The organism is Amycolatopsis mediterranei, from assembly GCF_026017845.1.
In the GTDB taxonomy this organism is placed as follows: Bacteria; Actinomycetota; Actinomycetes; order Mycobacteriales; family Pseudonocardiaceae; genus Amycolatopsis; species Amycolatopsis mediterranei.
Map to the genome: position 1 here is coordinate 9,440,746 of NZ_CP100416.1, position 12,492 is coordinate 9,453,237.

At 71.5% G+C, this 12,492-nt stretch carries 13 protein-coding genes; 10 read left to right on the forward strand and 3 right to left on the reverse strand.

Annotated elements, in window-relative coordinates:
- Positions 1 to 10 precede the first annotated feature (10 nt).
- Positions 11 to 988 (reverse strand): NAD(P)H-dependent oxidoreductase, encoded by a 978-nt coding sequence (locus tag ISP_RS42715; RefSeq protein ID WP_013229998.1) that lies wholly within the window; start codon positions 986 to 988, stop codon positions 11 to 13.
- A 100-nt stretch (positions 989 to 1,088) separates the two neighbouring features.
- Between ISP_RS42715 and sigJ the strand changes: the two genes are divergently transcribed.
- The 9 genes from sigJ to ISP_RS42760 all read left to right on the forward strand — a co-directional run bounded on the left by sigJ (position 1,089) and on the right by ISP_RS42760 (position 8,665).
- Positions 1,089 to 2,105, forward strand: a complete 1,017-nt coding sequence (sigJ, locus tag ISP_RS42720; protein ID WP_013229999.1) for an RNA polymerase sigma factor SigJ — start codon at positions 1,089 to 1,091, stop codon at positions 2,103 to 2,105.
- Positions 2,106 to 2,273: 168 nt separating this feature from the next.
- Positions 2,274 to 3,071, forward strand: a complete 798-nt coding sequence (locus ISP_RS42725; RefSeq protein ID WP_013230000.1) for an SGNH/GDSL hydrolase family protein — start codon at positions 2,274 to 2,276, stop codon at positions 3,069 to 3,071.
- Positions 3,050 to 3,637, forward strand: a complete 588-nt coding sequence (locus ISP_RS42730; RefSeq protein ID WP_013230001.1) for a TetR/AcrR family transcriptional regulator — start codon at positions 3,050 to 3,052, stop codon at positions 3,635 to 3,637. Before ISP_RS42725 ends, ISP_RS42730 begins: the two co-directional genes overlap by 22 nt.
- Before the next feature lie 17 nt (positions 3,638 to 3,654).
- The gene (locus ISP_RS42735) at positions 3,655 to 4,374 is read left to right on the forward strand and encodes a DUF2786 domain-containing protein (RefSeq protein WP_013230002.1); all 720 of its coding nucleotides are present in this window, start codon (positions 3,655 to 3,657) and stop codon (positions 4,372 to 4,374) included.
- A 53-nt stretch (positions 4,375 to 4,427) separates the two neighbouring features.
- Positions 4,428 to 5,165, forward strand: a complete 738-nt coding sequence (locus tag ISP_RS42740; RefSeq protein ID WP_013230003.1) for a hypothetical protein — start codon at positions 4,428 to 4,430, stop codon at positions 5,163 to 5,165.
- Between the two features lie 55 nt (positions 5,166 to 5,220).
- On the forward strand, positions 5,221 to 5,562 hold the full coding sequence (locus ISP_RS42745; RefSeq protein ID WP_013230004.1) for an ArsR/SmtB family transcription factor: 342 nt from the start codon (positions 5,221 to 5,223) through the stop codon (positions 5,560 to 5,562).
- Positions 5,559 to 5,807 (forward strand): hypothetical protein, encoded by a 249-nt coding sequence (locus ISP_RS42750; RefSeq protein ID WP_013230005.1) that lies wholly within the window; start codon positions 5,559 to 5,561, stop codon positions 5,805 to 5,807. The genes ISP_RS42745 and ISP_RS42750 overlap by 4 nt, the downstream gene beginning before the upstream one ends.
- A 113-nt stretch (positions 5,808 to 5,920) precedes the next feature.
- Positions 5,921 to 8,059: an MMPL family transporter gene (locus tag ISP_RS42755; RefSeq protein WP_176742195.1), complete on the forward strand. Its 2,139-nt coding sequence runs from the start codon at positions 5,921 to 5,923 to the stop codon at positions 8,057 to 8,059.
- 27 nt (positions 8,060 to 8,086) lie between these two features.
- Positions 8,087 to 8,665 carry a DMT family transporter gene (locus tag ISP_RS42760; RefSeq protein WP_034284062.1) on the forward strand — a complete coding sequence of 193 codons (579 nt, stop codon included), beginning with the start codon at positions 8,087 to 8,089 and terminating at the stop codon, positions 8,663 to 8,665.
- Here the strand turns inward: ISP_RS42760 and ISP_RS42765 are convergent.
- Positions 8,608 to 10,761 carry a putative bifunctional diguanylate cyclase/phosphodiesterase gene (locus ISP_RS42765; protein ID WP_230468610.1) on the reverse strand — a complete coding sequence of 718 codons (2,154 nt, stop codon included), beginning with the start codon at positions 10,759 to 10,761 and terminating at the stop codon, positions 8,608 to 8,610. The genes ISP_RS42760 and ISP_RS42765 overlap by 58 nt on opposite strands.
- Positions 10,762 to 10,781: 20 nt before the next feature.
- A complete protein-coding gene (locus ISP_RS42770; RefSeq protein WP_161790927.1) occupies positions 10,782 to 10,922 on the reverse strand; it encodes a hypothetical protein in 141 nt (46 codons plus the stop codon).
- 225 nt (positions 10,923 to 11,147) lie between these two features.
- On the opposite strand from ISP_RS42770, the gene ISP_RS42775 reads away from it, so the two are divergent.
- The gene (locus ISP_RS42775) at positions 11,148 to 12,446 is read left to right on the forward strand and encodes a cytochrome P450 (protein ID WP_034284065.1); all 1,299 of its coding nucleotides are present in this window, start codon (positions 11,148 to 11,150) and stop codon (positions 12,444 to 12,446) included.
- The last annotated feature ends 46 nt before the right edge of the window (positions 12,447 to 12,492 follow it).

The window sequence follows — 12,492 nt, forward strand, 5'->3', positions numbered from 1 at the left end:
CCGGGTGCGCTCAGGGTTCGAGGTCGGTGACACCCCGGCCGCTCACCACGTCGAACGGCACGGAGGCCTGGTCGTGGCCGATCAGCCAGCCGTCGCCGGTCTTCCGGAAGACGAAGGTGGCCCGGACCCACATGCCTGCCACGGCTTCCCCGGTCGGCAGCGTGCCGCTGATCCGCCCGAAGCCGTGGCCGACGGCCAACCCGGCGCTGACGGTGATGGTCAGGTCGCGCAGCTCGTAGTCCACCTTTTCGAAGATCGTGAACACCTTCGCCCAGTTCTTCAGCTTCGCTTCGACCCCGGCGTGCTGCAGCGGCGGTTCGACGTCGAAGGACACCACGTCCGGCGCGTAGATCCCGCGCAGCGCCTGGAGATCCTTGGCCCGCAGCGCCTCGATTACCTCGTCGAGCCGGCGCCTGATGACGGCCTCCGCGTCCCCGCCCCGCAACGGCGCCAGCGCAGTGCTCCAGGCGACGACGTGGTCGAGCAGGGTGCCCAGCGCGGCGAGCTGGTGGTCACCCGGCGCGAACACGGTGTGGTTCGCGAACTCCGTCGCCAAGGGCAGTGTCACCTGCGGGGCCACGTCGGCCAGCTGCAGTGCCCCGCAGACCAGCCGCAGCTGCTCGACCGAGCGGGCGCCGCCGACGCCGCCGTACGAGACGAACCCGGCCGCCTTGCTGTTCCACTCGACGTGGATGTGGTCCATGGCGTTCTTGAGCACCCCGGGAAGGGAGTGGTTGTACTCCGGCGTGACGAAGACGAACCCGTCGCACGACGCGACGACGGCCGCGAAGGCCCGGGTGCGCTCGTCCCGGTACTGGCCCGAGAAGCCCGGCGGCTCCTCGAGGTGGGGCAGCGGGTGGTCACGCAGGTCGATCACGGTGAACTCCGCGTCACCCCGGCTCGCGGCCCGCTCGTGCACCCAGCGGGCGACCTGGTCCCCCTTGCGGCCCGGACGGGTGCTGCCCAGCACGATCCCGATCTTGATCATCGTTCTCCCCTGTTCGGTCGGTGGTTCCGACCGGTACGACGAAGCAGCCCGCGGGAATGTCAGGCCTGACGTTCGGGCAGGCTGCGTCGTCGGAGGAGTCATGACAACGCCATCGGAACCCGTCCTCGCCGAACGACGTCACCTGGTCAACCTCGCCTACCGGCTGCTCGGGTCGCTGACCGAGGCCGAGGACGCCGTCCAGGAGACCTACGCCCGCTGGTACGCCCTGTCCCCGGCGCAGCAGGCGGCGATCTCCTCGCCCGGCGCCTGGCTGACCACCGTGGCCGGCCGCATCTGCCTGGACGTCCTCGGCTCGGCGCGGGTGCGGCGCGAGCGGTACGTGGGCGAGTGGCTGCCCGAGCCGCTGCCCGACCAGACCGACCCGGCCGACCGGATCACCCTGGACGACTCGGTGAGCACGGCCTTCCTCGTCGCGCTCGAGGCGATGACCCCGGCGCAGCGCGTCGCACTCGTCCTGCACGACGTCTTCGGATACTCCTTCGCGGAGGTCGCCGACGTGACCGGCCGGACGACGGGGGCGTGCCGGGAACTGGCGTCCACGGCCCGCCGCCGGCTCCGCGCCGCCCGGCCCGCGGCGCCGGTCGCCCGGCAGGCCGGCCTGGTGCGGGACTTCAAGGAGGCCTGGGCCGCCGGGGACATCGGCACCCTGATCGGGCTGCTCGACCCCGCCGCCACCTTGACCGCCGACGGCGGCGGCCGGGTCCGCGCCGCGATCGCCCCGATCGAAGGGGACGAACTCGTCGCGCGGTACGTGGCCGAACTCGCCGCCTTCGGTGGGCTGACGCTCGAAGAGCGCACCGTCAACGGCCGTCCCGGCCTGGTCCTGCGCCGCGGCGACGAGCTGGCCGCCGTCTACGCCTTCGCCGTCGCGGACGACCGGATCACGCACATCTGGGCCGTCCGGAACCCCGACAAGCTCGGTCCCTGGCTCCGCACCGGCGAGACGGTCCGCATCCCCGCAAGTAACCGTGTCGACTCCCCGATCACGCGAGTTGACTCCCCGATCACGCGAACCGACCCTCCAGGCACGCGAGCCGACCGTCCGGGTACGCGAGCCGACCCTCCAGGTACGGGACCCGACCGTCCGGACGCGTGATCCGGCCGACATCACCCGTGCTGGAGGGGTCGACACGCGTGATGGGGAGGTCGACACAGGGTGGCCGTCCGGGAGCTCGGGTGACCCCGAAGCAACCGAAGTAGACACCGTCTACAGAAGTTTGATAGACAGTGTCCACAAGGTGAACCACGGGTTACGGAGATCGGGATGAGCTACCACCGTTTCGTCGTCGTCGGCGACAGCTGCGCCGAAGGCCTCGACGACCCGTACCCGGATCAGCGGCACTACCGCGGCTGGGCCGACTTCGTCGCCGCGCGCCTGGCCGAAGGCGAGCCGGGCTTCCGCTACGCCAACCTCGCCGTCCGCGGGCGCCGGCTCGACCAGATCGTGCCCGAGCAGCTCCCGGCGGCCACCCGGCTGGCCCCCGACCTGATCGCCCTCTTCGGCGGCGGCAACGACGTCATGAGCCGCGGCTGGGACGCCCGGACCGTCGCCCGGCGGGTCGACGCCGCCATCCGCGCCTGCACCGAGATCTCGCCCGTGGTCGTCACCTTCACCCTCAGCGACGTCTCCCGCCGGATGCCGCTCGGCAGCCGGATGCGGCCGCGGATCGTCGCGCTCAACGAGGCCATCCGCGAAGCCGCCGTCAGCTACGGGGCCCAGCTCATCGACCTGTGGCCGGACCAGGCCGTCACCGATTCGCGCTACTTCGGCGCCGACCGGCTGCACCTGTCCGCCCACGGCCACCGCCGGCTCGCCGCCTACGTCCTCGCCCGGCTCGGCCTCGACCACGACCCCGCCTGGCTCGCGCCGCTGCCCGGTACCGCGGCGCCCGGCAGCCGGCGCGCCGATCTGCAGTGGCTGCTCCGGGAGGTCCTGCCGGTCGCCGCCACCCGCACGCGCAACCGGCTGATCGGCCGCCAGCCCGGCGACGGCTTCTTCCCCAAGCGCCCGGACCTGCTCCCGATGGCACTGGACGAGGCGTGGGCACCCGGCAACGCCTGATCACGACGGCGGCGGAACTGCTCGCCGTCGAAGGCGTCGGCGCGGTCACGCTGCGCGGGATCGCCAAGGCCGCCGGGGTCTCGCACGGCGCACCGCTGCGGCACTTCTCCGGCCGCGCGGAGCTGCTGTCCGCCGTCGCGACCCGCGGGTACGCCGACCTGCTCGCCCGCCGGAAGACGCTGCCGGAAACGTCCCCGCGCGAGCGGCTCACCGCGGCCTGCCACAGCTATCTCGACTTCGCACTGACCAACCCGGCGATGTTCGAGCTGATGTTCCGCCGCGACCTGGTCGACCCGGACGACCCGGCGCTTTCGGCGGCGGCGAGCGCGGTGTTCGACACCTTCGCCGTGCTGGTGGCGGCGGTGCCGACGCCGCTCGCACGGTCCGGTGCCGACCTGCGGCTGGTCGCCGCGTCGCTGTGGGCGGCGCTGCACGGCCTCGCCCAGCTGTGGCTGTGGGGCGGCCTGGCCGGGGCGAGCTTCGCGCCGTCACCCGAAGCGGCGCTGGCCGTCACGCTCGACGCGTACCTCGACACGCCGACCCGGTCCACGCGCCCGAACACCTGATCGAATACCCTCTCGGCATGACCGAGTCAGACCCGCAGCTCGAGCGCATCCGCAAGCTGCTGGCCAAGGCCGAAGACCCGGCGGTCACCGAGGCGGAAGCCGAGGCGTACAACCAGAAGGCCGCCGAACTCGTCGCGCGGTACGGCATCGACCAGGCGATGCTCGCCGCGTCCGGGGCCGGCACCGACGAGATCGGCACGCTGAAGATCCCGATCGCCGACCCGTACAGCCGCGACAAGGCGAGCCTGCTCACTTCGGTCGCGTACCCGCTGCGCTGCCGGACGCTGCTGCACCGCCTCGGCCAGAAGGTCGAGAGCGTCACGGTGTTCGGGTTCCGCTCCGACCTCGCGCGGGTGGAGCTGCTGTTCACCAGCCTCCTGCTGCAGGCGAGCACGCAGCTGACCCGCGTCCGGCCGGGCGGGTTCTTCCCCGGCGAATCCCTGGCCGCGTACCGGCGCACGTGGCTGCACGGCTTCGCCCGCGCGGTCCACGAACGGCTTTCCCGCGCCGAACAGGAAGCCGTCCGCACGGCAGTGCCCGGTGCGCGGTCGGCGGAGCTGGTGGTCCGCGACCGCGCGCAGATGGTGCAGCACGCGTTCGACTCGGAGTACGGCGACCTGCGCGCCGCCTCGCCCCGGCGGCTGTCCGGCAGCGGCTACCTCGACGGTCACGACGCCGGCACCCGGGCGAACCTCGACCCGGCCGCGCTGACCCGGCGCCGGAAAGCCCTGCGCTGAGCGTCGCCCGGTTGCCGCTATCCACGGCCCGGGCTTTTCGCTTCACTGAGCGCATGCGCGTTGTCGATCTTGCCGGCCACCCCGACCTCCTCGACGCCGCACTGGACCTCGGCGACGTCGGCGGCCAGTTCATCTACCAGGGCGCGAGCGGCCGGATGATCACCGGCGAGCGGTTCCTGCGTCACTGGGCGCGTTACTTCCTGATCGCGCTGGACGACGACGGCACGCCGATGGCCCGCGCCCTCGCGGTCCCGCTGGCCTACCCGGCCCCGGACCGCACCGAGCTGCCGGACCACGGCTGGGACCAGGCGATCGAGTGGGCGGCCCAGGAAGTCATGGACGGCCGCGCGCCGAACGCGTTGTGCGCGCTGGAAGTCGTGATCGCACCGCACCTGCGGGGCACCGGCCTCTCGGCCCCGATGCTGAAGGCGGTGAAGGCGCGGGCGGCGGAAACGGGCCTGCGCAAGCTGATCGTCTCGGTCCGCCCGATCGGCAAGGAGGCCGAGCCGGCGGTGCCGATGCCGGAGTACGCGGCCCGCCGCCGTCCCGACGGACTGTCGGCCGACCGCTGGCTGCGCACCCACGAGCGGCTCGGCGCGCGCGTGGTGAAGGTGTGCCCGTTCGCGGTGACACTGGCGGGATCCTTGGCCGACTGGCACGACTGGACGGGCGTGAAGCTCCAGGACGGCGAGAACTTCGTCCCGGGCGGTATCGCGCCGGTCTACGCGTCGACCGCCTACGACACCGCGACTTACGTCGAGCCGAACGTCTGGCTGGAACACCCGATGTGATCTCCGGGATCACCCCGATGGCGCCGCCGGCCGCCACCTGCTAACTTTTGTTTGCATGTGGACGACCGGCGACGAGCTCCTGCGGCAGCTGGGCGCCCTCGGCAACCCGCACCGGCTGCGGATCGTCGCGGCCCTGCACGCGGAACGCACCTACGTCAGCAAGCTGGCGCGCGAGCTGCGGATCAGCCGCGCGCTGCTGCAGGTCCACTTGCGCAAGCTCGAAGCCGCGGGCCTGGTCACCGCCAGCTCCGAAGTCGGCGAGGACGGCAAGACGCTGCGGTTCTACGAGCTCACGCCGTTCTCCGTCGTGCTGACGCCGGAGACGATCGCGGCCGCCGCGCCGACGCTGACCACACCGGACTCCGTCCAGGGGGCCGGCGAGGAGGGACGGAAATGAACTGGCACCAGTGGCAGGAGATCATCGGCGTGACCGGGGTCTTCGTCCTGATCACCGTCGTGCTGTCGATCGCGATCGTGCAGCTGGCCTCGACCTGGCGCGCCAAGGCCGCGCTCGCCCGCGAAAGCGAATACCGGTCGCTGGCCGAGAAAGCCGTCCGGACGCAGGAGGAAACCGAACGGCAGCTGCGGGACGTCCAGGACCGCCTGCGGTCCATCGAACACGTGCTCAAGGAGGTCGACTGACCTGAGGCCCTGGACCGCCGAGCGGCAACTCGGCGGCCCAGGAAGAAGAAGCAACCACCTCGCCCGAAGGCGAGCTCTCATCGGATCACTCCTTCACGGAAGGACTTTAGTTCATGCTGCCTGCAGGCACCCCGGCTCACCGGCGGGGGCCGGTGGTCGAAACCGTCACGAACTGGTCGCTGCGGCACCGCGCCGCCGCGATCCTCGGCTGGCTGGCGCTCGTCGCGCTGGCCTGGGCCGTCGGCACGTTCGCCCCCGGCACCGACGCGCGATCGAGCCCCGCCGGCGACGCCGGTACCGGCCAAGCCGTCCTCGACCGCCAGCACACCCGCGAACCCTTCTGGGAGAACGTCCTCGTCCAGCCCCTGTCCCGGGCGGCCACGGCCGACCTGGTGACCACGCTGACGACGTCGGGCGCCGCCGCGGACGTCCGCTCCCCGCTCGAGGATCCCGCCCAGGTGTCCGCCGACGGACGCTCGGGCCTGGTCACCTTCCGGATCACCGGCACCGGAGCGGAAATCCGGGCGCGCCTGGCGAAGGCGACGGCCGCGGTGGACACCGTCGCCGCCCGGCACACCGGCGTCCGGCTGGCCCAAGCCGGCGACCTCACCGTGTCCGGCGCGGTCGACAAGAGCATCAAGGAGGACATCGGGCGGTCTGAAGCCCGCTCGCTGCCGATCACCGTGCTGATCCTGCTGGTCGTGTTCGGCTCGCTGGTCGCCGCGGCGGTCCCGGTCCTGCTGGCGGGCACCGCGGTGTTCGCCACCTTCGGCTTCCTGTCCGTTGTGGACAACTGGATCCCGGTCAACAGCGCGACTTCCGCGATCACCCTGCTGATCGGCATGGCGGTCGGCGTCGACTACTCGCTGTTCTTCCTGCGCCGGGTCCGCGAGGAACGCGCCCACGGCGTCGACGAGTCGATCCGGATCGCGGCGCGGACGTCGGGGCACGTGATCGCCGTGTCGGGGCTGACCGTCGTGCTCTGCGTGACCGGCCTGCTGTTCACCGGCCTCGACAACCTCCGCGGCCTGACCGTGGGCACGATCCTCGTCGTCGGCCTGGCCGTCCTGGCGGCGATGACGGTGCTGCCCGCGACGCTTTCCCTGCTCGGCTCCCGCCTCGACCGCGGCCGCATCCCGTGGCTGGGCCGCCGCCGGACGCGCTCGGAGTTCTGGGCCACCGTGGCAACCGTCGTCACCCGGCGGCCCGCGCTCTGGAGCGGGCTCGCCACCGCGTTGCTGGTGCTGCTCACCCTGCCGGCGCTGGGCATGCGGCTGCAGGACCCGGCTCCGACCGAAAGCCTGCCGCGCAGCATCCCGGTGATCGATGCGGCCGTGCGCGTCCAGGAAGCGTTTCCCGGCCTCACCATGCCCGCGCACGTCGTCCTCTGGAACACCGGCGGTGGCCCGGTCGACACGCCCGCGCTGCGCCGGGCGATCGGCGAACTCACCGCGGAAGTCCCGCGGCCGGCCGTCGTCGTCCCGGTGGACCAGGCGCTCGTCGTCCGGATCCCGCTCGGCGGCACCGGCAACGACGAAGCGGCGAGCCGCACGCTCACGACGTTGCGCGAAACCCTGCTGCCGCAAACGGTCGGGCGGATCGACGGAGTCGGCTACGCGGTGGCGGGCCGGACCGCCGAAGCCCACGACTTCACCACCCAAGTGCTCGCCCGGGCGCCGTACACCTTCGGGTTCATCCTGCTGCTCGCGTTCGTGCTGCTGCTCGTGGTGTTCCGGTCGGTCGCGGTGCCGGTGGTATCGCTCCTGCTCAACCTGCTGTCGGCCGGCGCGGCCTACGGCGTGCTCACCCTGGTGTTCCAGGACGGCTTTCTGGCCCCACTGATGGGGTTCACGCCCTACGGCGGAGTGCTCGGCTGGTTGCCGATGTTCCTCTTCGTGCTGCTGTTCGGCCTGAGCACCGACTACCACGTGTTCATCCTCAGCCGGATCCGCGAACGGCGGCGGCCGGGAGTGCCGGCCCGGCAGGCGATCGTCGAGGGCACCGCGAGCAGTTCCGGCGTGGTGACGAGCGCCGCGCTGATCATGACCGGGGTGTTCAGCGTCTTCCTCAGCCTCGCCGCGATCGAGTACAAGATGCTCGGCCTCGGCATGGCGTTCGCGATCCTGCTCGACGCGACGATCGTCCGCGGGGTCCTGCTGCCCGCCGCGCTGGCGCTGTTCGGCGACCGGCTTTGGCGCGAAGACACTGTAGGAAACCTTAAAGATCCGTCCAGAACTCATCGCTTGTCCTGACAGATCTTCTTCGGCACCGTTGCTCTCATGAACGGTGGACGGGGCGCCTCGGCGCGCGTAGTGGTGCTGGCCCTGCTGTGGGGGTCGGGCTTCCTCTGGATCAAGCTGGCCCTGACCGGGCTGAGCCCCGTCCACCTCACCCTCGTCCGGTGCGCCCTCGGCGCGCTGACGCTCTTGGCCATGGCCTTCGCGGCCCGGCAGCGGCTGCCCCGGGACGGCCGGACCTGGGCCCGGCTGATCGTCGCGGCGTTCTTCTGCAACGCCCTGCCGTTCGCGCTGTTCGGCATCGCGGAACGCACCGTCGACTCCGGGGTCGCCGGCGTCGTCGCGGTGACGATCCTCGGTGTGTTCGGGACCGGGATCACCTTCTACCTCAACTACCGGATCCTGTCCGACGAAGGCCGGACCGCCGCCGCGACGGTCGGCTACCTGCTGCCCGTCGTGTCGGTCGCGCTCGGCGCGCTCTTCCTCGGCGAATCGCTGACGCCCCGGGTGATCGGCGGCATGGCGGTCGTCCTGGTCGCCGTCGGCCTGACCCGGTGGCGGCCTCAGGTGCCGGCGAACTGCCCGGCGAGCTCGGCCGGCGGCCTGGCCACCCCGAAGTAGTCGCCGGTCGCCAGCTCCGCGCCGGCCGTGCGCCACCAGTTCGCCTGGTCCTCGGTGTGGATCCCGTCGACGACGAGCGTCGCGCCGACCTGCCGGACCAGCGGTACCAGGGCGCCGAGGAACGTCGAATCCGACCACGCCTGCCACTCCACGAGCCGCCGGTCGACGCGCACGATGTCCACCGGCAGGTCCTCGATCGCCCGCAGGTCGTCGGGCCCCAGCCCGAAGTCGTCGAGCATGACGTGCACGCCGAGGTCGGCCAGCGCGGTGACGTTCTCGATGACGCCGGACACCGGCAGCGCCCCGGCCGGGACGCCGAGCATCAGCTGCCCGGGCGGGAGGCCGGTGTCGCGCAGCAGCCGCGTCACGCGGGTGCCGAGCGCGTCGTCCGACACCTGGTGCCCGGTCAGGGCGGCGACCATCGGGAGGCCGAACCCCGCGCGCTGCCGCCACCATTCGCCCTGCCGGCCGGCCGCGCGCAGCACCCAGTCGCCGAGCGGCAGCACGAGCCCGGTCGACTCGGCGAGTTCCACGCAGCACTCGTGCGAAAGCGCCGTGTCGTCCGGCCGGTTCCAGTGCAGGCGGGCTTCGACGCCGGCGGCTTCGCCGTCCGCCAGCCGCGCCATCGGCCGGTACCGCACGCCGATCTCGCCGTGTTCCCAGGCGCCGGCCATGCCGACGGCCCGCGCCTGCGTCCGCCGGTCGTGGGCGTCGGCCTCCCGGTCGAACATCCGCCACTGACCGCGGCGCCGATCCTTGGCGCGCCACAGCGTCTGGTCCGCCTGGCGCAGCAGTTCCACCGGGTCGATGCCCTTCGCCGGCCGGTGCACCACCCCGGCGCTGGCCGACAGCGCGAGCCCGTGCCCGTCGACGAAGAACGGCTCGGCGAGCTCGTCGTTGATCGCGCGCACGATGGCGTCGATGTCCGGCGTCGACTCGGTGTTCTCGACCAGGATGCCGAACTCGTCGCTGTGGAACCGCGCGATCATGGCTTTTTCGCGGGCCATCACCGCCCTGAGCCGCTGCGCGAAGTGCACCAGCAGCTGCTCGCCGACGCGGCGGCCGAGGCTGTTGCAGACCATGCCGAACGCGTCGAGGTCGACGTGGAACAGCGTGACGCCGTAAGCCGGATCGGCGCGCCGCAGCGCCGTCTCCAGGTGGGTGCCGAAGTACTGGCGGTTCGGCAGCCCGGTGAGGACGTCGTGCAGCGCCTGGCGGCTGAGCTCGCCCTGCAGCAGCATCAGCTCGGTGCCGTCCTCGATCACGACGACGAAGTGGGAGGGCCGGTCTTCGGCGTCGCGCAGCAGCGAGGCGGTGAGCGAGATGCGGACGACGTCGCCGTCCCGGCGCAGCAGCCGCTCCGACTGCCGGATCCGCTCCTTGCCGCCGTCCAGGAGCGCCATCATCGCGTCGCGGAGGACCTCGACGGATTCGGGGTGGACGACGTCGTACAGCACCGAGCCGGCCAGCTCGCCGACCGGGTGCCCGAGCATCTCGGCCAGCGCCGCGTTGGCCCGCACGATCCGGCCGTCGAGCGCGACGACGGCGATCCCGCTCGCCGACGACGTCACCACTTCTTCGAAGCGCGCTTCGCTCTGCTTCAGGTTCCACTGGGCGTCCCGCACCGCCTTGAGCAGCGACAGGTGCATGATCTCCTGCTGGTCGAGGACACTGCGTTCGTGCGCGAGCAGGAAACCGCAGGACAGCGCGCCCAGCGCCGCGACAACGCGATCGGCGGCACCCTCCACCGCCCGGAATTCGGGCAGCGCGGGCAGGCCTTTCCCGAGGACCTCGAGCGTGCACCGCAGCCCGGGCTCGCCGACGTAGCCGAGGGCGACCAGCCGCGTGCCGATCCGCTCGGCCGGGGTCAGGTCCGGGGACGCGCGGTGCGCAGAATCGCTGCGGTGCGGGGAATCGCCGCGGTGCAGCCAATCGCAGAGCACGCCCAGCAGGCCGCCGAGCTCGACGTCGAGTTCCTCCCGGCTCAGCGACACGACGGTCACGCCGCTGAGCAGGTACGCCCATTTCCGGGCGAGCCGGGTCCGCCCGCGCTCCGCATCGGATGCGGCGGGCTGATCCGGCTGGGGTTCGATCATCGGCATGGAGGAGGCCCGCATCAGATCTTGCGGCCGATTCCGGCGTTCGTCGCGGCGCGGCCGGCCGATCCGGCTTCGACGATATCGAATCCGGCGGAAAGCGCGAAAACCTCGAGGCGCGTTCGCGAGATCCCCCGGGCAGCGCACGCGATGGCAGGCACGGGGATTTCGATACCCGGTGGAGCCCATTCCGGTGATCGTGTCACGAACAACACCTTCTCAGTTCAGTCGGACCGGAAAGAGCTTAGCGATTCCCCGCGGCCCGGCTACTGGGCCATCCGCGTGAGCCCACACCACCCGATCGGGCACTGTCCCGTTCGACCGGACGCGCCTACCGTAAGCCGTCTCCTTGGGAAATCCGCACAATGGCGCAGCGGGGAGTACGCATGAGCGTCCCGGTCGCCCCGGGCCGGTGGCCATTTCTCGGGCACACTCCGGCGCTCCTCCGGCAACGCTTCGCATTCACCGACGCATTGCCCGCGCACGGCGAGATCGTCAAGCTCTATCTCGGTCCGGCACCCGTCTACTTCGTCGCGAGCCCGCGATTGGTCCACGAAGTGCTGGTCAACGAGGGTCCGAAGTTCCGCAAGGGCGCCATGTTCGACAAGTTCCGGCCGTTCGTCGGAAATGGCTTGGTGCTTTCGAACGGCGAGTTCCACCTGCGGCAGCGCCGGCTGATGCAACCGGCGTTCCACCGCGACCGCCTGACCGCGTACGCGGAGATCATGCGACGCGCGGCGGCGGAGATGAGCGGCTCGTGGCGAGCCGGCGAGGTGCGGCAGATCGACGACGACCTGCAGAGCCTCGCGGTGACGATCGTCGGCGAAGCGCTGTTTTCCACCGAACTGGGAAAAGCGGCGATCGCCGAAGCCCGCCGCTCGATTTACGTGATCATCCAGCAGGGAATGATTCGCGCGTTGTCGCCCAAGTTCGTCGAAAAGCTCCCGGTGCCCGGGAACCGCCGGTTCGACGAGGCGATCGCCCGGATGCAGGCGATCGTCATCGAGGTGATCCACGACTGGCGGCGCGACGGCACCGACCGCGGCGACCTGCTGTCGACGTTGCTGCTGGCCGGCATGACCGACGAGCAGGCGCGGGACGAGGTGCTGACCCTGCTCACCGCCGGCATCGAGACGACGGCGCTGGCCCTGGCCTGGACGTTCCACGAACTCGGCCGGCACCCGGACATCGAGGCGCGGGTGCACACCGAGCTCGACGAGGTACTGGACGGCCGCCCGGTCACCATCGACGACCTCCCCCGGCTGACCTACGTCCGGCAGGTGGTCGACGAGGTGCTGCGGCAGTACCCGCTGTGGATGCTGATGCGCCGCACCCTCACCGAAGTCGATTTAGGCGGTACCCGTCTGCCGGAGGGCGCCGAGGTGATCGTCAGCCCGCACGCGCTGCACCACGACCCCACGTCGTTCGCCGACCCGGACCGGTTCGACCCGGACCGCTGGGCCCCGGACCGGGTGGAAGCGATCCCGAAGGGCGCGTTCGTCCCGTTCGGGGCGGGCAACCGGCAGTGCATCGGGAACCGCTTCGCGCAGAACGAAATCGTCATCACGGTGGCGACGGTGGCCGCCTGCTGGCGGCTGGTCCCGGTGGCGGGCAAGCCGGTCCGGGTGAAGTTCACTTCTGCCGCTTATCCCGACAGCCTCCCGATGACGGCGGTTCCCCGCTGACCCGGGCAGATCTTGGACAGTTTCCGGACAGTTGGCGGCGATCCAT

Bases quoted from the DNA above. Each gene is read 5' to 3' on its own strand.
- ISP_RS42715 (WP_013229998.1), bottom strand. From the start codon at position 988: ATGATCAAGATCGGGATCGTGCTGGGCAGCACCCGTCCGGGCCGCAAG.
- sigJ (WP_013229999.1), top strand. From the start codon at position 1,089: ATGACAACGCCATCGGAACCCGTCCTCGCCGAACGACGTCACCTGGTC.
- ISP_RS42725 (WP_013230000.1), top strand. From the start codon at position 2,274: ATGAGCTACCACCGTTTCGTCGTCGTCGGCGACAGCTGCGCCGAAGGC.
- ISP_RS42735 (WP_013230002.1), top strand. From the start codon at position 3,655: ATGACCGAGTCAGACCCGCAGCTCGAGCGCATCCGCAAGCTGCTGGCC.
- ISP_RS42740 (WP_013230003.1), top strand. From the start codon at position 4,428: ATGCGCGTTGTCGATCTTGCCGGCCACCCCGACCTCCTCGACGCCGCA.
- ISP_RS42745 (WP_013230004.1), top strand. From the start codon at position 5,221: ATGTGGACGACCGGCGACGAGCTCCTGCGGCAGCTGGGCGCCCTCGGC.
- ISP_RS42750 (WP_013230005.1), top strand. From the start codon at position 5,559: ATGAACTGGCACCAGTGGCAGGAGATCATCGGCGTGACCGGGGTCTTC.
- ISP_RS42755 (WP_176742195.1), top strand. From the start codon at position 5,921: ATGCTGCCTGCAGGCACCCCGGCTCACCGGCGGGGGCCGGTGGTCGAA.
- ISP_RS42760 (WP_034284062.1), top strand. From the start codon at position 8,087: ATGAACGGTGGACGGGGCGCCTCGGCGCGCGTAGTGGTGCTGGCCCTG.
- ISP_RS42765 (WP_230468610.1), bottom strand. From the start codon at position 10,761: ATGATCGAACCCCAGCCGGATCAGCCCGCCGCATCCGATGCGGAGCGC.
- ISP_RS42775 (WP_034284065.1), top strand. From the start codon at position 11,148: ATGAGCGTCCCGGTCGCCCCGGGCCGGTGGCCATTTCTCGGGCACACT.